The sequence below is a fragment of the Kitasatospora brasiliensis genome (genome assembly GCF_032654805.1).
Taxonomy (GTDB): domain Bacteria; phylum Actinomycetota; class Actinomycetes; order Streptomycetales; family Streptomycetaceae; genus Kitasatospora; species Kitasatospora brasiliensis.
The window spans coordinates 391845-409850 of sequence record NZ_JAUOOW010000006.1; the positions used below are offsets into that span (position 1 = coordinate 391845).

Annotated in this window: 15 protein-coding genes; 4 read left to right on the plus strand and 11 right to left on the minus strand. The window is 71.3% G+C overall.

Annotated features, from left to right (window positions below):
• Nucleotides 1-3 precede the first annotated feature (3 nt).
• From tal to pgl, 4 genes are all read left to right on the plus strand, one after another.
• The gene (gene tal, locus QWJ13_RS24610; RefSeq protein ID WP_316527111.1) at nt 4-1146 is read left to right on the plus strand and encodes a transaldolase; all 1143 of its coding nucleotides are present in this window, start codon (nt 4-6) and stop codon (nt 1144-1146) included.
• Between the two features lie 79 nt (nt 1147-1225).
• Complete coding sequence (zwf, locus tag QWJ13_RS24615; protein WP_316527394.1) at nt 1226-2764, plus strand: glucose-6-phosphate dehydrogenase; 1539 nt, start codon at nt 1226-1228, stop codon at nt 2762-2764.
• Nucleotides 2761-3861, plus strand: a complete 1101-nt coding sequence (opcA, locus tag QWJ13_RS24620; RefSeq protein WP_316527112.1) for a glucose-6-phosphate dehydrogenase assembly protein OpcA — start codon at nt 2761-2763, stop codon at nt 3859-3861. Before zwf ends, opcA begins: the two co-directional genes overlap by 4 nt.
• Nucleotides 3858-4646 (plus strand): 6-phosphogluconolactonase, encoded by a 789-nt coding sequence (gene pgl, locus QWJ13_RS24625; RefSeq protein WP_316527113.1) that lies wholly within the window; start codon nt 3858-3860, stop codon nt 4644-4646. Before opcA ends, pgl begins: the two co-directional genes overlap by 4 nt.
• 64 nt (nt 4647-4710) lie before the next feature.
• Here the strand turns inward: pgl and QWJ13_RS24630 are convergent, their stop codons facing one another.
• The 11 genes from QWJ13_RS24630 to uvrA all read right to left on the minus strand — a co-directional run bounded on the left by QWJ13_RS24630 (nt 4711) and on the right by uvrA (nt 17747).
• On the minus strand, nt 4711-4998 hold the full coding sequence (locus QWJ13_RS24630) for an RNA polymerase-binding protein RbpA (protein ID WP_223245297.1): 288 nt from the start codon (nt 4996-4998) through the stop codon (nt 4711-4713).
• A gap of 205 nt (nt 4999-5203) precedes the next feature.
• Entirely contained in the window at nt 5204-5440 is a 237-nt protein-coding gene (secG, locus tag QWJ13_RS24635; protein ID WP_316527114.1) for a preprotein translocase subunit SecG, read from the minus strand.
• A gap of 87 nt (nt 5441-5527) precedes the next feature.
• Nucleotides 5528-6313 carry a triose-phosphate isomerase gene (gene tpiA / locus QWJ13_RS24640; RefSeq protein ID WP_316527115.1) on the minus strand — a complete coding sequence of 262 codons (786 nt, stop codon included), beginning with the start codon at nt 6311-6313 and terminating at the stop codon, nt 5528-5530.
• Nucleotides 6314-6318: 5 nt separating this feature from the next.
• Nucleotides 6319-7530 carry a phosphoglycerate kinase gene (locus QWJ13_RS24645; protein ID WP_316527117.1) on the minus strand — a complete coding sequence of 404 codons (1212 nt, stop codon included), beginning with the start codon at nt 7528-7530 and terminating at the stop codon, nt 6319-6321.
• Nucleotides 7531-7682: 152 nt separating this feature from the next.
• Nucleotides 7683-8690 (minus strand): type I glyceraldehyde-3-phosphate dehydrogenase, encoded by a 1008-nt coding sequence (gap, locus tag QWJ13_RS24650; RefSeq protein ID WP_316527118.1) that lies wholly within the window; start codon nt 8688-8690, stop codon nt 7683-7685.
• Nucleotides 8691-9010: 320 nt separating this feature from the next.
• Nucleotides 9011-9991, minus strand: coding sequence for a DNA-binding protein WhiA (gene whiA, locus QWJ13_RS24655; RefSeq protein WP_316527119.1), 981 nt, complete (start codon nt 9989-9991; stop codon nt 9011-9013).
• Nucleotides 9982-11079, minus strand: a complete 1098-nt coding sequence (locus QWJ13_RS24660) for a gluconeogenesis factor YvcK family protein (RefSeq protein WP_432277593.1) — start codon at nt 11077-11079, stop codon at nt 9982-9984. Before QWJ13_RS24660 ends, whiA begins: the two co-directional genes overlap by 10 nt.
• Before the next feature lie 64 nt (nt 11080-11143).
• Complete coding sequence (gene rapZ / locus QWJ13_RS24665) at nt 11144-12028, minus strand: RNase adapter RapZ (protein ID WP_316527120.1); 885 nt, start codon at nt 12026-12028, stop codon at nt 11144-11146.
• Nucleotides 12029-12143: 115 nt separating this feature from the next.
• Nucleotides 12144-14180: an excinuclease ABC subunit UvrC gene (uvrC, locus tag QWJ13_RS24670; RefSeq protein ID WP_316527121.1), complete on the minus strand. Its 2037-nt coding sequence runs from the start codon at nt 14178-14180 to the stop codon at nt 12144-12146.
• Nucleotides 14181-14264: 84 nt separating this feature from the next.
• Entirely contained in the window at nt 14265-14708 is a 444-nt protein-coding gene (locus QWJ13_RS24675; RefSeq protein ID WP_316527122.1) for a Rieske (2Fe-2S) protein, read from the minus strand.
• Between the two features lie 126 nt (nt 14709-14834).
• Nucleotides 14835-17747, minus strand: coding sequence for an excinuclease ABC subunit UvrA (uvrA, locus tag QWJ13_RS24680; RefSeq protein ID WP_316527123.1), 2913 nt, complete (start codon nt 17745-17747; stop codon nt 14835-14837).
• Between the last annotated feature and the right edge of the window lie 259 nt (nt 17748-18006).

Consider the following 18006-nt stretch of genomic DNA (forward strand, 5'->3'; position numbering starts at 1 on the left):
ACCATGACTGACGCACTGAAGCGCCTCAGCGACGAAGGCGTTGCGATCTGGCTGGACGACCTCAGCCGCAAGCGGCTGAACTCCGGCAACCTGGCCGAACTGGTGCAGAACAAGCACGTGGTGGGCGTCACCACCAACCCGACCATCTTCCAGAAGGCCATCGCCGGCGCCGGCGACGACTCCTACGACGGCCAGCTGCGCGATCTCGCCGTCCGCAAGGTCACCACCGACGAGGCGATCCGCATGATCACCACCTCGGACGTGCGCGACGCGGCCGACGTGCTGCGCCCGGTCTACGACGCCTCCAACGGCCGCGACGGCCGGGTCTCCATCGAGGTCGACCCGCGCCTGGCCCACGAGACCGCGGCCACCGTCGCCGAGGCCAAGCAGCTGTGGTGGCTGGTCGACCGCCCGAACGTCTTCATCAAGATCCCCGCCACCAAGGCCGGCCTGCCCGCGATCGCCGAGGTCATCGGCAAGGGCATCAGCGTCAACGTCACGCTGATCTTCTCGCTGGAGCGCTACAAGGCCGTCATCGACGCCTACCTGACCGGCCTGGAGTCCGCCAAGGCCAAGGGCCTGGACCTCTCCCAGATCGAGTCGGTCGCCTCCTTCTTCGTCTCCCGCGTCGACACCGAGATCGACAAGCGCCTGGACAAGGTCGGCGGCGAGGCCAAGAACCTGCGCTCCAAGGCCGCCCTGGCCAACGCCCGCCTCGCCTACCAGGCGTACGAGGAGGTCTTCGGCAGCGTCGACGGCAAGACCGCCGGCAGCGCCCGCTGGAAGGCTCTTGAGGCCGCCGGCGCCAAGCCGCAGCGCCCGCTGTGGGCCTCCACCGGTGTCAAGGACCCGGCCCTGCCGGACACCCTGTACGTGACCGAGCTGGTCGCCCCCGGCACCGTCAACACCATGCCCGAGGCCACCCTGGACGCCACCGCCGACCACGGCGTGGTCACCGGCAACACCATCGTCCCCAACTACGCGGACGCGAAGGCCGTCCTGGACGCGATCGCCGCCGCGGGCGTGGACTACGACGACGTCGTCCAGCTCCTGGAGGACGAGGGCGTGGAGAAGTTCGAGCAGTCCTGGAAGGAGCTGCTCGACACCGTCACCGCCTCGCTCGCCGCCTTCGCCGACGAGAAGTGACCCCTGCTCACAGCCAGCGCACGAAAGCGGAGCCCATCACGTGAGCACTGATTTCCCGGAGTTGACGCCGGTATCGGACGTGGACGACCTCCCGTCCGCCCCCGTCAACCCGCTTCGCGACCCCTCCGACCGACGGCTCCCGCGCATCGCGGGGCCGTCCGGTCTGGTCATCTTCGGGGTCACCGGCGACCTGTCCCGCAAGAAGCTGATGCCGGCCATCTACGACCTGGCCAACCGCGGTCTGCTGCCGCCGGGCTTCTCCCTCGTCGGCTTCGCCCGCCGCGAGTGGGACGACGAGGACTTCGCCAAGGAGGTCCACGACGCGGTCAAGGACCACGCCCGCACCCCGTTCCGGGAGGAGGTCTGGCAGCAGCTCGCCAAGGGCATGCGGTTCGTCCACGGGACCTTCGACGACGACGAGGCCTTCGACAAGCTGCGCGAGACCATCCAGGAGCTGGACAAGGCCCAGGGCACCGGCGGCAACTTCGCCTTCTACCTGTCCGTCCCGCCGAAGTTCTTCCCGACGGTCGTCCAGCAGCTGAAGAAGCACGGTCTGGCCGACCCGCCGCAGGGCTCCTGGCGCCGCGCCGTCATCGAGAAGCCCTTCGGCCACGACCTGAAGAGCGCCCAGGAGCTCAACAAGGTCGTCCACGAGGTCTTCCCCCGGGACGAGGTCTTCCGGATCGACCACTACCTGGGCAAGGAGACGGTCCAGAACATCCTGGCGCTGCGCTTCGCCAACCAGATGTTCGAACCGATCTGGAACCGGTCGTACGTCGACCACGTGCAGATCACCATGGCCGAGGACATCGGCATCGGCGGCCGGGCCGGCTACTACGACGGCATCGGCTCCGCCCGTGACGTCATCCAGAACCACCTGCTCCAGCTGATGGCGCTCACCGCCATCGAGGAGCCGGCCTCCTTCCACCCGAAGGCGCTGGTGGCCGAGAAGCTCAAGGTGCTCAGCGCCGTCAAGCTCCCGGCCGACCTCGGCCGGCACACCGTGCGCGGCCAGTACGCGGCCGGCTGGCAGGGCGGCGAGGAGGTGGCCGGCTACCTGGACGAGGACGGCATCGACCCCGAGTCCAAGACCGACACCTACGCGGCCATCAAGCTGGAGATCAACAACCGCCGCTGGGCGGGCGTCCCGTTCTACCTGCGCACCGGCAAGCGCCTGGGCCGCCGGGTCACCGAGATCGCGGTCGTCTTCCAGCGCGCCCCGTACCTGCCCTTCGACTCCTACGCGACCGAGGAGCTGGGGCAGAACGCCCTGGTCATCCGGGTCCAGCCGGACGAGGGCGTGACGGTGCGGTTCGGCTCCAAGGTGCCGGGCACCTCCTTCGAGGTCCGGGACGTCACGATGGACTTCGCCTACGGCGAGTCCTTCACCGAGTCCAGCCCGGAGGCGTACGAGCGGCTCATCCTCGACGTGCTGCTCGGCGACGCCAACCTGTTCCCGCGCCACCAGGAGGTCGAGCTCTCCTGGCAGATCCTCGACCCGATCGAGGAGTACTGGGACACCCACGGCAAGCCCGCCCAGTACGCGGCGGGGACCTGGGGCCCCGTCGAAGCGGACGAGATGCTCGCACGAGACGGCAGGAGCTGGCGCCGGCCATGAAGATCGACCTCACCAACACGACGTCCAGCAAGATCAACGCCGCGCTGATGGAGGCGCGCCGGGCCCGTGGCTCCGGCGCCGCCGGCATGGTGCTCACCCTGGTGATCGTGACCGACGAGGGCAGCGCCTACGACGCCCTCAAGGCCGCCAACGACGCCTCCCGCGAGCACCCGATGCGCACCCTCGCGGTGATCAAGCGCGCCGGGCGCTCGCCCCGGGCCCGCGCCGAGACCCGGCTGGACGCCGAGATCCTGGTCGGCTCCGACGCCGGCTCCGGCGAGACGGTCGTCCTGCGGATGCACGGCGAACTCGCCTCGCACGCCCAGTCGGTCGTCCTGCCGCTGCTGCTGCCGGACGCCCCGACCGTCGTCTGGTGGCCGGACAACGCTCCGCTGCACCCGGCCCAGGACCCGCTGGGCGCGCTCGCCCAGCGCCGGATCACCGACGCCGTCACCGCCGAGTCCCCGGTCGGCCAGCTCGCCCAGCGCTCGCAGGCCTACACCCCGGGCGACACCGACCTGGCCTGGACCCGGATCACCGGCTGGCGCTCGATGCTGGCCGCCGCGCTGGACCAGCGGCCGTCCACGATCGTCTCCGCGGTCGTCGAGGGCGAGTCCTACAACCCCAGCGTCGAGCTGCTCGGCCTCTGGCTGAACAACCGGCTCCAGGTGCCGGTCGAGCGGGTCGTCACCAACGGCCCCGGCATCACCGCGGTGCACCTGCGCACCAAGGACGGGGACATCACCCTGGACCGCCCGGACGGCCTGCTGGCCACGCTGTCCATGCCCGGTTCGCCGGACCGCCAGGTGGCCCTCAAGCGGCGCGAGACCTCGGAGCTGATCGCCGAGGAGCTGCGCCGGCTGGACCCGGACGACATCTACGCGACGGCCGTGCGCACGCCCGTCGAGCAGCTGCACGAGCCGGAGAACGCCGAGATCGAGGCGGCCGAGAAGGTCGCCCGGGAGGTCGCGGAGGAGGCCGTCGAGGAGGCCGCCGAGGCGGCCGTGGCCAACCCGGAGCGGGTGACCGCCGGCTCGGCGGACCGCAAGCCCGGCCGCAAGGCCGCCGGCAAGCGCACCGCCAAGGAAGCCGAATGACCAACGCGACCCCGCAGCTGGTCGTCCACCGGGACAAGGAGCTGATGGCCCAGGCGGCCGCGGCCCGGCTGATCACCCGGATCGTGGACGCCCAGGCCGCCCGCGGCAGCGCGTCGGTGGTGCTCACCGGCGGCCGCAACGGCAACGCCCTGCTGGCCGCGATCGCCGCCTCCCCGGCCCGCGACGCGGTCGACTGGGGCCGGCTGGACCTGTGGTGGGGCGACGAGCGCTTCGTGCCCGCCGCCGATCCGGACCGCAACGCCGTCCAGGCCCGCGCCGAGCTGCTGGACGCCGTCCCGCTCGACCCGGCGCGGGTGCACGAGATGCCCGCCTCGGACGGGGAGGACGGCTCGGACGTGGAGGCCGCCGCGGCCCGCTACGCCGCGGAGCTGGCCGAGGCGGCCGAGCCGGGCGACCGGTCCGGCGTCCCGGCCTTCGACGTGCTGCTGCTCGGCGTCGGCCCGGACACCCACGTCGCCTCGCTCTTCCCCGAGCACCCGGGTGTGCGGGAGACCGAGCTGACCGTGGTCGGCGTGCGCGGGGCCCCCAAGCCCCCGCCGACCCGGGTCTCGCTCACCCTCCCGGCGATCCGCTCCGCCCGTGAGGTCTGGCTGCTGGCGGCCGGCGAGGACAAGGCGGGCGCGGTCGCGCTGGCCCTGTCCGGCCCCGGCGAGCTCCAGGCGCCCGCCTCCGGCGCGTACGGCCGCAGCCGCACCCTGTGGCTGCTGGACCGCGCCGCCGCGGAGAAGATCCCGCCGCAGCTCTACCCGCCGGCCTCCGCCTGACGGAGCGGCAACGCCGAAGGGCGCCACCGTCGTTCGACGGTGGCGCCCTTCGCGGTATTCGGACTCAGATCTCGCCGCGCAGCTTCGCCAGCGCCTCGGCCAGGATCGCCTCGCCGTCGGCGTCGGTGCGCCGCTCGCGGACGTACGCGAGGTGGGTCTTGTACGGCTCGTTGCGCGAGGGTGCCGGCGGGTTGTGCTGGTCCTGCCCGGCCGGGAAGCCGCAGCGCGGGCAGTCCCAGGTCTCCGGGATGGCCGCTTCGGCCGCGAAGCTGGGCCGGGTCTCGTGCTTGTTCGCGCACCAGAAGGAGATCCGGTTGCGCGGGGCGGACTCGCCGCGCTCCGCCTCGCCCATCGGGCCGGCCCCGACCCTGCTGCCACGGATGGCATTGCCACTTGCCACGGTCTGACTCCCTGCGTACTGGTGCGCCGACCCGCCGCGGTGCGCGTCGGTGGCGAAAGTCGTCCTAGTGTAAGCAGGAGTTAAGCATCCGCCACCATCGCCTCCGCACCCGACCGCTCCAGGATAGGCGCTCGGGAGACGGGGCGTCAGGAATACGTCAGACCGAGGTCTTCATCAGCAGGCCGAGGACGATGATGCTGGCGAACCAGCCCAGGCCGACCACGACGGTGATGCGGTCCAGGTTGCGCTCGGCCACCGCCGAGCCACCGCCGGTGGACATCGCGCCACCGCCGAACATGTCCGACAGGCCGCCGCCCTTCCCCTTGTGCAGCAGCACCAGAAGGATCATCAGCAGACTGAAGATGATCAGGGCAATCGAGAACCCGAGAACCACGACGGGACCAACTCTCTCGTATCTTCGGCGAAGGGGCCGGGCCGCGTACGGCGGTCCGGCCCCAAAGCCTACGTTGCTGCGGCGGCGTTAGCCTACTGCCTGCTCACGGTAGCGCACGATCTTGACGAACTCCTCGGCGTCCAGCGAGGCGCCGCCGACCAGACCGCCGTCGATGTCGGGCTTGGCCATCAGACCGGCCACGCTCGACGACTTCACCGAGCCGCCGTACAGCACCCGGACCTTGCCGGCCAGCTCGGCGTCGTACAGCTCGGCGATCCGCTGGCGGATCGCCGCGCAGACCTCCTGGGCGTCCTCCGGGGTGGCCACCTCGCCGGTGCCGATCGCCCAGACGGGCTCGTACGCGACCACGATCGACTCGGCCTGGTGCGCCGGGACGTCGGCCAGGCCGCCGTCCAGCTGGGCCAGGGTGTACTCGACGTGGGTGCCGGCCTTGCGGATCTCCAGCGGCTCGCCGACGCACAGGATCGGGGTGACCCCGGCGCGGTAGGCGGCCTTCACCTTGGCGTTGACGATCTCCTCGTTCTCGCCGTGGTACTGGCGGCGCTCGGAGTGGCCGATCACCGCGTAGGTGCACTGGAGCTTGGCCAGCATCGGTCCGGAGACCTCGCCGGTGTAGGCCCCGCCGTCGTGCTGCGAGATGTCCTGCGAGCCGTACTTGATCTTCAGCTTGTCGCCGAAGACCAGGGTCTGCACCGAGCGCAGGTCGGTGAACGGCACCAGGACGGCGACCTCGACGGCCTCGTAGTCCTTGTCGGCCAGCGCGAAGGCCAGCTTCTGGGTGTGCTGGATGGCCTCAAGGTGGTTGAGGTTCATCTTCCAGTTGCCCGCCATCAGCGGGAGACGGTCGGTCATGTGTTTCAGTCCTCCAGAGCGGCGAGACCGGGGAGGGTCTTGCCCTCCAGGTACTCAAGGCTGGCGCCGCCGCCGGTCGAGATGTGTCCGAAGGCGTTCTCGTCGAAGCCCAGGGTGCGGACGGCCGCGGCGGAGTCGCCGCCGCCGACCACGGTGAACGCGTCGCTGTCGAGCAGGCCCTGCGCGACGGCCTTGGTGCCGCCCGCGTAGTCCGGGTGCTCGAAGACGCCCATCGGGCCGTTCCAGAACACCGTGCCCGCGTCGGCCAGCTTGGCCGCGTAGAGCTCGCGGGTCTTCGGGCCGATGTCCAGGCCTTCCTGGTCGGCCGGGATGGCGTCCGAGGAGACGGTCGACGGGTTCGCCGGAGCCTTGGTCTTGAGGTCCGGGAAGTCGGCGGAGACCAGGACGTCCACCGGCAGCACGAACTCGACGCCGCGACGCTCGGCCTCGGCCAGGTAGCCGAGGACGGTCGGGATCTGGTCCTCCTGGAGCAGCGAGATGCCGACCTCGTGGCCCTTGGCCTTGAGGAAGGTGTACGCCATGCCGCCGCCGATCAGGATCCGGTCGGCCTTCTCCAGCAGGTTGTCGATGACACCGAGCTTGTCGGAGACCTTGGCACCGCCGAGCACCACCACATACGGGCGGGCGACGTCCTCGGTGAGCTTCTTCAGCACGCCGACCTCGGTGGCGATCAGGTCGCCGGCGGCGTGCGGCAGCAGCGCGGGCAGGTCGAACACCGAGGCGTGCTTGCGGTGCACGGCGCCGAAGCCGTCGCCCACGTACAGGTCGGCCAGCGCGGCCAGCTGCTCGGCGAAGGCCTTGCGCTCGGCGTCGTCCTTGCTGGTCTCGCCGGCGTTGAAGCGCAGGTTCTCCAGCAGCGCGACCTCGCCGTTCGCCAGCGCGGCCACCACGGCCTCGGCGCTGTCGCCGACGGTGTCGGTGGCGAAGGCGACGTCCTGGCCGAGGATCTCGCCGAGGCGCTTGGCCGCCGGGGCGAGCGAGAACTTCGGGTCCGGCGCGCCCTTGGGGCGGCCGAGGTGCGAGGCGACGACGACCCGCGCACCGGCCGCCGCCAGCTTGGCGATGGTCGGCGCGACGGCGCGGATCCGGCCGTCGTCGGTGATCGTGTCGCCGTCCAGCGGCACGTTCAGGTCGGCGCGCACGAAGACGCGCTTGCCTTCGACACCGGCTTCGATGAGCTCTTCGATGGTCTTCACGGGGATTCGGTTTCTCCTGGGGAGATGGTTGATGCGCAGAGGCGGCACGGCGCAGGGGCCGCCTGAGAAGTCCTTGAGCGCGGAACGAGGGCCCGGTCGGCACCGCACGCCGTCCGGGCCCTCGCCCCTACATCACGTCAGCTCCCGCAAGGTCAGAGCTGCCCGCCGACGAGGGTGACCAGGTCGACGACCCGGTTCGAGTAGCCCCACTCGTTGTCGTACCAGCCGAGCACCTTGACCTGGTTGCCCTGGACCATGGTCAGGCTGGAGTCGAAGATGCAGGAGGCCGGGTCGTTCACGATGTCGGAGGAGACGATCGGGTCCTCGGTGTAGGCCAGGATGCCCTTGAGCGGGCCTTCCTGAGCGGCCTTCTGGAAGGCCGCGTTGACCTCGTCCTTGGTCACCTCGCGCTCCAGGGTGACGACCAGGTCCGTGATGGAGCCGGTCGGGACCGGGACGCGCAGCGAGGTGCCGTCCAGCTTGCCCTTCAGCTCCGGCAGGACCAGGGCGGTCGCCTTGGCGGCACCGGTCGAGGTCGGGATGATGTTCTGCGAGGCCGCACGAGCACGGCGCAGGTCCTTGTGCGGGAAGTCCAGGGTCACCTGGTCGTTGGTGAACGCGTGGACGGTGGTCATCAGACCCTTGACGATGCCGAAGCTCTCGTTCAGCACCTTGGCCATCGGCGCCACGCAGTTGGTGGTGCAGGAGGCGTTGGAGATGATGTGGTGGTTGGCGGCGTCGTACTTGTCGTCGTTGACGCCCAGCACGATGGTGACGTCCTCGTCACTCGCGGGCGCCGAGATGATGACCTTCTTCGCGCCGGCGGCGAGGTGCTTCTTCGCGGCCTCGGCCTTGGTGAAGATGCCGGTGGACTCGACGACGATGTCGGCGCCCAGGGCGGCCCACGGGAGGTTGGCGGGGTCACGCTCGGCGGTCACCTTGAAGGTGTGGCCGTCGACGGTGATGCTGTCCTCGGTGTGCGAGACCTCGCCCGGGAAGGTACCCAGGGTGGTGTCGTACTTGAGCAGGTGAGCCAGGGTCTTCGTGTCGGTGAGGTCGTTGACACCGACGACCTCGATGTCCGCGCCCTGAGCCTTGACCGCGCGGAAGAAGTTGCGGCCGATGCGGCCGAAGCCGTTGATGCCTACCCGGATCGTCACGAACCGATCTCCTCGTTAGGTACGCCGGGGGCGCAGCCCCGGCGGGGGTGAGATTTGGGAAGTCCCCGACCGCCTACGACCCTACCCCTCCGGGGCCTGGGACGGCACATCGCGCCGCCTCGTGAGACTGGGCGTGGCGCGGCCGAAACCCGGTTTCCGGCCGTCCGGCCTTGATCCGCCGGGCAGTTGGTCTCGGGCCAGTGGTCTCTACCAATTTCGGAGTGTCGACAAGTCCGCGCGGGTGCCCGTGAACGCCGACGGCCGGCGCCCCCCGAGCGGGGCGTCGGCCGTGTGGTCGTCACGCAGCGTGAGCGGGAACCTCAGTTCATCGCCATCTCGTCGGTGATGCTGGCCTCGGTGCTCGGCAGGCCGAGCTCGGAGGCGCGCTTGTCGGCCATCGCCAGCAGTCGGCGGATCCGGCCGGCCACCGCGTCCTTGGTCAGCGGCGGGTCGGCGAGCGCGCCCAGCTCCTCCAGCGAGGCCTGCTTGTGCTGCATCCGCAGCTGGCCGGCCGCCGCCAGGTGCTCGGGCACCTCGTCGCCGAGGATCTCCAGCGCGCGGGCGACCCGGGCGCCGGCCGCCACCGCGGCGCGGGCCGAGCGGCGCAGGTTGGCGTCGTCGAAGTTGGCCAGCCGATTGGCGGTGGCGCGCACCTCGCGCCGCATCCGGCGCTCCTCCCAGGCCAGCACCGACTCGTGCGCGCCGAGCCGGGTGAGCAGCGCGCCGATCGCGTCGCCGTCGCGGATGACCACCCGGTCCACGCCGCGCACCTCGCGGGCCTTGGCCGGGATGCCGAGCCGGCGGGCGGCGCCGACCAGGGCGAGGGCGGCCTCGGAGCCGGGGCAGGTGATCTCCAGCGAGGAGGAGCGGCCCGGCTCGGTGAGCGAGCCGTGCGCCAGGAAGGCCCCGCGCCAGGCCGCCTCGGCGTCGCAGGTGGCGCCGGAGACGACCGCCGGGGGCAGGCCCCGGATCGGGCGGCCGCGGCCGTCCACGAGACCGGTCTGGCGTGCGAGCAGTTCGCCGTCCTTGACCACCCGGACCACGAAGCGGCTGCCGCGGCGCAGCCCGCCGGGGGCCATCACCACGAGGTCCGAGGAGTGCCCGAAGATCTCCAGCAGGTCCTTGCGCAGCCGCCGTGCCGCCGCTCCGGTGTCCAGCTCCGCCTCGATCACGATGCGGCCGCTCACGATGTGCAGCCCGCCCGCGAACCGCAGGATCGCCGACACCTCCGCCTTGCGACAGCAGGCCCGGGTGACCGGGAGCCGGCTGATCTCGTCCTTCACCGCTGGAGTCATCGCCATGGCCCGATCCTTCCATGTGTCCGGAAAATCCGGTCGTACGCTGCCGCCAACAGCTCGGGGTCGTGTCGCGGCGTCCCGTCGGTGCGGGCCACCGAGCCGAGCACCAGAGCGGCGCCCATCCGTTCGGCGGCCTTCTCCAGTCCGTCCAGGTCGGCCTGGCCGAAGGCCCCGCCGGTGACGGCGCGCTCGTCCACCAGGATCGCATCCACCGCGAGCTCCGGAGCGTGGTCGGCGATGACCTCCAGGTGGCGCTGGGGGGTGAAGCCCTCGGTCTCGCCGGGCTGGGGGGCCAGGTTGAGGGTGAGCAGGCGGCGGGCGCGGGTCTCGGTGAGCGCCTTGGCCAGCTCGGGCACCAGCAGGTGCGGCAGCACGCTGGTGAACCAGGAGCCGGGGCCGAGCACCACCCAGTCCGCCTCCCGTACGGCGGTGACCGCCTCCGGGACGGCCGGCGGGCCGTCCGGCAGCAGCCGGATCGACTGCACGGTGCCGGGGGTGGCCGCGACGTCGGCCTGGCCGCGGACGGCCGTCACCTCGGTGGGGCGCAGCGGGTCGTGGCCGCGGACGGTCGCCTCGATGTCCAGCGGCACCGCCGACATCGGCAGCACCCGGCCCTGGACGTTGAGCAGCCGGCCGACCCACTCCAGCGCGGCCACCGGGTCGCCCAGCTTCTCCCAGAGCGCGACGATCAGCAGGTTGCCGACGGCGTGGCCGCCGAGCTCGCCGTTGCCGGTGAAGCGCTGCTGGATCACCTCGGACCAGGTGCGGCCCCAGTCGTCGTCCCCGCACAGCGCGGCCAGCGCCTTGCGCAGGTCGCCGGGGGGCAGCACGCCGAGTTCCTCGCGCAGCCGCCCGCTGGAGCCGCCGTCGTCGGCGACGGTGACCACGGCGGTGAGGTCGCTGGTGAGCCGGCGCAGCGCGGACAGCGAAGCGGACAGGCCCTGCCCGCCGCCGAGCGCGGTGATCCTGGGCGCCGGATTGGCGCGGGCGGGACTGCTGCGCGGACGACTCGGCGCCGTGGCCCGGGCCGGGCTGCCCGCCCGGTCACCGGTCCTGCTCTGCGGCTGCCGCCCGGGCACGTATCCCGCCACACATCACCTCACGTTCCTCGGCCCGCCGACCACTCCGCCGGCGGGCCCGGCAGGGAGGCGGCGGTTACTCCCGTCCCATGTCACGGTGGACGAGCACCGTCTCGACTCCGTCGGCGATGAGACGCTTGGTCAGACGCTCGGACATGGCGACGCTGCGGTGCTTGCCACCGGTGCAGCCTACGGCAAGCGTCATGTAGCGCTTCCCCTCGCGGCGGTACCCCTCGGTGATGATGCGCAGCAGCTGGGCGTAGCCGTCCAGGAACTCGTTGGCTCCGGGCTGCTGGAACACGTAGTCGGCGACGTCCGCGTCGGTGCCGGTGCGGGCCCGCAGTTCGGGCACCCAGTGGGGGTTGGGCAGGAAGCGGCAGTCCACCACGAGGTCGGCGTCGACCGGCAGGCCGTACTTGAAGCCGAAGGACATCACGGTGGCGCGCAGTTCGGGCTCGTCGTGGTCGGCGAACTGGGCGTCCAGCTTGGCGCGCAGCTGGTGCACGTTGAGGTTGGAGGTGTCGATCACCAGGTCGGCCTCGCCGCGCAGGTCGCGCAGCAGGTCGCGCTCGCGGGCGATGCCGTCCACGATCCGGCCGTCGGCCTGGAGCGGGTGCGGGCGGCGGACGCTCTCGAAGCGGCGCACCAGCGCCTCGTCGGAGGAGTCCAGGAAGACGACCCGCAGCCGTACGCCGCGCTTCTCCAGCTCGTCCAGCGAGGTGAGCAGGTCGTCGAAGAACTGTCGCCCGCGGACGTCCACGACCACGCCGATCCGGGCGACGTTGCCCTGGGAACGGGCGCCCAGGTCGACCATGGTCGGGATCAGGGCCGGCGGCAGGTTGTCCACCACGAACCAGCCGAGGTCCTCCAGGCACTTGGCGGCGGTGGAGCGGCCGGCTCCGGACATGCCGGAGATGATCACCAGCTCCGGCGCGTTCTCGGCCACGTCTGACACGGTCACTTCGGTTCCCCGCTCTCGGTCTTTCTGCTGGGGAGAACGCGCACGGCACGGCCGCCCTTCCCCGGCCCGGGCAGGCGGGCGGGGCCGGGGCGCACCGGCTGACGGGCGTCGGCCGTCATGGCGTCTCCTGGGATGGTGCGGTCTGGGGTGCTGCGGCCACCGGCTCGGCGGCCCGCTCGGCCCCGTCCTCGATGATCTCGCCGGTCGCGGTGTTGACCGCGGGTGCGGCGGGTGTACGGGACGACAACGCCTCCGCAACAGTCTGCGCGGTGCGGCGTCCGATGCCGGGTACCTCGCAGAGCTCGTCCACGGTGGCGGCCCGGAGCTTCTTCAGCGAGCCGAAGTGCTTGAGCAGCGCCCGGCGGCGAGTCTCTCCGAGGCCCGGGACGGAGTCCAGTTCCCCGGCGGTGAGTCGCTTGGAACGCTTGTTGCGCTGATAGCTGATCGCGAAGCGGTGGGCCTCGTCGCGCACCCGCTGGAGCAGGTAGAGGCCCTCGCTGGAGCGGGGCAGCACGACCGGGTCGTCCTCGCCGGGCAGCCAGACCTCCTCCAGGCGCTTGGCCAGGCCGCACAGCGCGACGTCGTCGATGCCGAGTTCGTCCAGGGCGCGCTTGGCGGCGGCGACCTGCGGCTGGCCGCCGTCGACGACCAGCAGCTGGGGCGGGTAGGCGAAGCGCTTGGGGCGGCCCTCGTCGTCCCGGGTGCCGGCGGCGCTCTCGGGCTCGTCCTCCTCGGGGACGGCCCACTCGCCGGTCTGCTCGCGTTCCTGGAGGTAGCGGCGGAAGCGCCGGCCGATCACCTCGTGCATCGAGCGGACGTCGTCCTGGCCCTCGAAGCCCTTGATCTGGAAGCGCCGGTACTCGCTCTTGCGGGCCAGGCCGTCCTCGAAGACGACCATGGAGGCGACCACGTCCTCGCCCTGGAGGTGGGAGATGTCGTAGCACTCGATGCGCAGCGGGACGGAGTCCAGCTCCAGCGCGTCGGCGATCTCCTGGAGGGCGCGGCTGCGGGTGGTGAGGTCGGAGGCGCGCTTGGTCTTGTGCAGCGCGAGCGCCTGCTGGGCGTTGCGCTGCACGGTGGCCATCAGGTCCTTCTTGTCGCCGCGCTGGGGGGTGCGCAGGTCGACCTGGCTGCCGCGCAGGCCGCTCAGCCACTCGCGGACCGGCTCCGACGGCTCGGGCAGGGCGGGGACGAGGACCTCGCGCGGGACGGACTCGCCGCCGCCGTAGAGCTGCTGGAGGGCGTGCTCGACGAGGCCGGCGGTGTCGACGTCCTCGACCTTGTCGGTGACCCAGCCGCGCTGGCCGCGCACCCGGCCGCCGCGGACGTGGAAGATCTGCACGGCGGCTTCGAGCTCGTCCTCGGCGACGGCCAGCAGGTCGGCGTCGGTGGCGTCGGCGAGCACGACGGCGTTCTTCTCCATCGCGCGCTTGAGGGCGCCGATGTCGTCCCGCAGCCGGGCCGCCTTCTCGTACTCCATGTCGGCCGCGGCCTCCTGCATCTGCTGTTCCAGCCGGCGCAGGTAGTTGCCGGTGCGCCCGGCCATGAAGTCGCAGAAGTCCTCGGCCAGCGCGCGGTGTTCGTCCGCCGTGACCTTGCCGACGCAGGGCGCGGCGCACTTGCCGATGTAGCCGAGCAGGCAGGGCCGGCCGACCTGGCGGGCGCGCTTGAAGACGCCGTTGGAGCAGGTGCGGACGGGGAAGACGCGCAGCAGCAGGTCGACCGTCTCGCGGATCGCCCAGGCGTGCCCGTAGGGGCCGAAGTAGCGCACGCCCTTCTTGTGCGCCCCTCGCATCACCTGGACCCGCGGGTACTCCTCGTCGAGGGTGACGGCGAGTTCCGGATAGCTCTTGTCGTCGCGGTACTTGACGTTGAACCGCGGGTCGTACTCCTTGATCCAGGAGTACTCCAGCTGGAGCGCCTCGACCTCGGTGCCGACCACCGTCCACTCGACCGAGGCGGCGGTGGTCACCATGGTCGCGGTGCGCGGGTGCAGGCCCGCCAGGTCCTGGAAGTAGGAGGACAGGCGCGGGCGCAGGCTCTTGGCCTTGCCGACGTAGATGACCCGGCCGTGGGCGTCACGGAACCTGTAGACGCCGGGGGAGGTCGGGATCGCACCGGGCGCGGGGCGGTAGGTGCTCGGGTCAGCCATGGGTCCACCGTACCGAGTGGGGACGGGGCCGCGGGGCGGAGATCGTCAGGTGGGACCGGGGAGGTCGGGCGGCGGTCAACTGCGTCAGCTCGGGGTCACCTTGAGGTTGCCGGCCTCGACCGTGACGGTGTAGGCGGGCAGCGCGGTCTTGGCCGGGCCTTCCTTCACGGTGCCGTCGGCGGCGGCGAACCGGCTGCCGTGGCAGGGGCAGAGGATCTGGTCGTTCTTCACCTGGTCCACCAGGCAGCCGGCGTGGGTGCAGCGGGCGTCGAAGGCCTTGTACTCGCCGGCGGTGGGCTGGGTGACCACGACCTTCTGCTCGCGGTAGACCTTGCCGCCGCCCTCCGGCACCTCCGAGGCCGGCCCGAGGTCGACCGGGCCCTTGAGGGAGCCCTTGGCGGGGCCCTTCTCGCCGGCGGAGGAGGCGCACCCGGTGACCGCCACGGTGCCGCCGGCCGCCAGGGCCGCGGCACCGCAGAGCAGGGTGCGGCGGGAGGCGGTGGGGCTGGTCTCGGGGGCCTCGGACATCGGTGCGCTCCTACGGTCTTCTGCTGCGGTGGGGAACCACGGAAGTCTATGCCGCGCACACCCCGCCGCTCCCGGGACGTCCCTGGCTGTCAGGGGGTCCGGGAGCGGCGGGGTGAACGGGCGGGACTACTTCTTGGCGGCGGCCGCGCGCTTGCGCGGTGCCCTCTTCGCCGGGGCGGCGACCGGGGCGTCCGCGAACTCGCCCGGCAGGATGTCCCGCAGGAACTTGCCGGTGTGGCTCTCCGGGGCGGCCGCGATCTGCTCCGGGGTGCCCTCGGCGACGACCATGCCGCCGCCGGAGCCGCCCTCGGGGCCCATGTCGACGATCCAGTCGGCCGTCTTGATCACATCGAGGTTGTGCTCGATGACGATCACCGTGTTGCCCTTCTCGACCAGCCCGCTGAGCACCTTGATCAGCTTGCTGATGTCCTCGAAGTGCAGACCGGTGGTGGGCTCGTCCAGGACGTAGACCGTCCGCCCGGTGGAGCGCTTCTGGAGCTCCGAGGCGAGCTTGACGCGCTGCGCCTCGCCGCCGGAGAGGGTCGGCGCGGACTGGCCGAGCCGGACGTAGCCGAGGCCGACGTCGTTGAGCGTCCGCAGGTGGCGGGCGATCGCCGGGACGGCCTCGAAGAAGGCCAGCGCCTCCTCGATCGGCATGTCCAGCACCTCGGCGATGGACTTGCCCTTGTAGTGGACCTCCAGCGTCTCCCGGTTGTACCGGGCGCCGTGGCAGACCTCGCACGGCACGTAGACGTCCGGCAGGAAGTTCATCTCGATCTTGATGGTGCCGTCGCCCGAGCAGTTCTCGCAGCGGCCGCCCTTGACGTTGAAGGAGAACCGGCCGGGCAGGTAGCCGCGGACCTTGGCCTCCTGCGTCTCCGCGAAGAGCCGGCGGACGTGGTCGAACACCCCGGTGTAGGTGGCCGGGTTGGAGCGCGGGGTGCGGCCGATCGGCGACTGGTCGACGTGCACCACCTTGTCCACCTGGTCGGTGCCGGTGATCCGGGTGTGCCGGCCGGGCACGCTGCGGGCGCCGTTCAGCTCCCGGGCGAGGTGGGTGTACAGGATGTCGTTGACCAGCGTCGACTTGCCGGAGCCGGAGACACCGGTGATCGCGGTGAGGGTGCCGAGCGGGAAGCCGACCGTGACGTCCTTGAGGTTGTGCTCGCGGGCGCCGTGGACGGTCAGCTGGCGCTTCTTGTCCCGCTCGCGGCGGGTGGCCGGGATCGGGATGGACCGCTTGCCGGAGAGGTACTGGCCGGTCAGCGACTCCTTGTTGCCGAGCAGCTCCTTCAGCGAGCCGGAGTGCACCACCTTGCCGCCGTGCTCGCCGGCCCCCGGGCCGATGTCGACCACCCAGTCCGCGGTCTTGATGGTGTCCTCGTCGTGCTCGACCACGATCAGGGTGTTGCCGATGTCGCGCAGCCGCACCAGCGTCTCGATCAGCCGGTGGTTGTCCCGCTGGTGCAGGCCGATGGACGGCTCGTCCAGCACGTACAGCACGCCGACCAGGCCGGAGCCGATCTGGGTGGCCAGCCGGATGCGCTGGGCCTCGCCGCCGGACAGGGTGCCGGCCGCGCGGTCGAGCGAGAGGTAGTCCAGGCCGACGTCGACCAGGAAGCGCAGCCGCTCGTTGACCTCCTTGAGGACCCGCTCGGCGATCCGCTTGTCCCGGGCGTTGAGCTTCATCGCGCCCAGGAACTCGGAGCAGTCGCTGATCGACATCGAGGAGACGTCGGCGATCGACTTGTCCTGGACGGTGACGGCGAGCACCACCGGCTTGAGCCGGGTGCCCTGGCACGTCGGGCAGGGCACCTCGCGCATGTAGCCCTCGAAGCGCTCGCGGCTGCTGTCGCTCTCCGCCTCGGTGTGCCGGCGCTGGATGAACGGGATCGCGCCCTCGAAGCCGGTGCTGTACGAGCGCTCGCGGCCGAAGCGGTTGCGGTAGCGGACCTCCACCTGGTGCTTGTGCCCGTGCAGCAGCGCCTTCCTGGCGCGGGCGGGCAGCCCGGCCCAGGGGATGTCGGTGCGGAAGCCGAGCTCCTCGGCGAGCGCGTCGATCAGCCGCTGGAAGTACTCCTTGGCGTGCCCGGCCGACCACGGGTGGATCGCGCCCTCGTCCAGCGAGCGCTCCGGGTCGGGGACGACCAGCTCCGGGTCGACCTCCATCCGGTTGCCCAGGCCCGAGCAGTCCGGGCAGGCGCCGAACGGCGAGTTGAAGGAGAACGAGCGCGGCTCCAGCTCCTCGAACGAAACGTCGTCGTACGGGCAGTAGAGGTGCTCGGAGTACATCCGCTCGCGCTCGGGGTCGTCCTCGGGGAGGTCGACGAAGTCGAGCACGACCATGCCGCCGGCCAGCCGCAGGGCCGTCTCCACCGAGTCGGTGAGCCGGCGCTTGGCGCTGTCCTTGACGGTGAGGCGGTCGATCACCACCTCGATGGTGTGCTTCTCCTGCTTCTTGAGCTTCGGCGGCTCGGCGAGCTGGATCGTCTCGCCGTCGACGCGGGCGCGGGAGTAGCCCTTGGACTGGAGGTCGGCGAAGAGGTCGACGAACTCGCCCTTGCGCTCGCGCACCACCGGGCTCAGCACCTGGAAGCGGGTGCCCTCGGTGAGCTCCAGCACCTTGTCCACGATCGCCTGCGGCGACTGCTTGGCGATCGGGCGCCCGCAGTGCGGACAGTGCGGCTTGCCGATCCGGGCGAACAGCAGGCGCAGGTAGTCGTAGACCTCGGTGATGGTGCCGACGGTCGATCGGGGGTTGCGGTTGGTGGACTTCTGGTCGATCGAGACGGCCGGGGAGAGGCCTTCGATGAAGTCCACGTCGGGCTTGTCCATCTGGCCCAGGAACTGGCGGGCGTAGGAGGACAGCGACTCGACGTAGCGGCGCTGGCCCTCGGCGAAGATCGTGTCGAAGGCGAGCGAGGACTTGCCGGAGCCGGAGAGGCCCGTGAAGACGATGAGGGAGTCGCGGGGCAGGTCGAGCGAGACGTTCTTGAGGTTGTGCTCGCGAGCACCGCGGACGATGAGGCGGTCGGCCACTGCTTCTGGCGCCTTTCTCCGGTGCGAGAGGGCTTGCGTCGGGATGTGCTGCTTCTTCCAGGATGCGGCAGCCAGCCTATAGCTCAGACGTTCGAATATCGACCTTGTCCAGCCGGGACCACCCGAACGAGTGAAGCCCGCCTCGGGACCGTCCGTACCCGTACCGAAAAACCCCTGCTCAGAGGCCGGATTCGGCGATAGCGTCGCAGGGTCAACGAGCGAAGCCCCCACGGGCAACGCCCCGTCGCACACAGAAGGC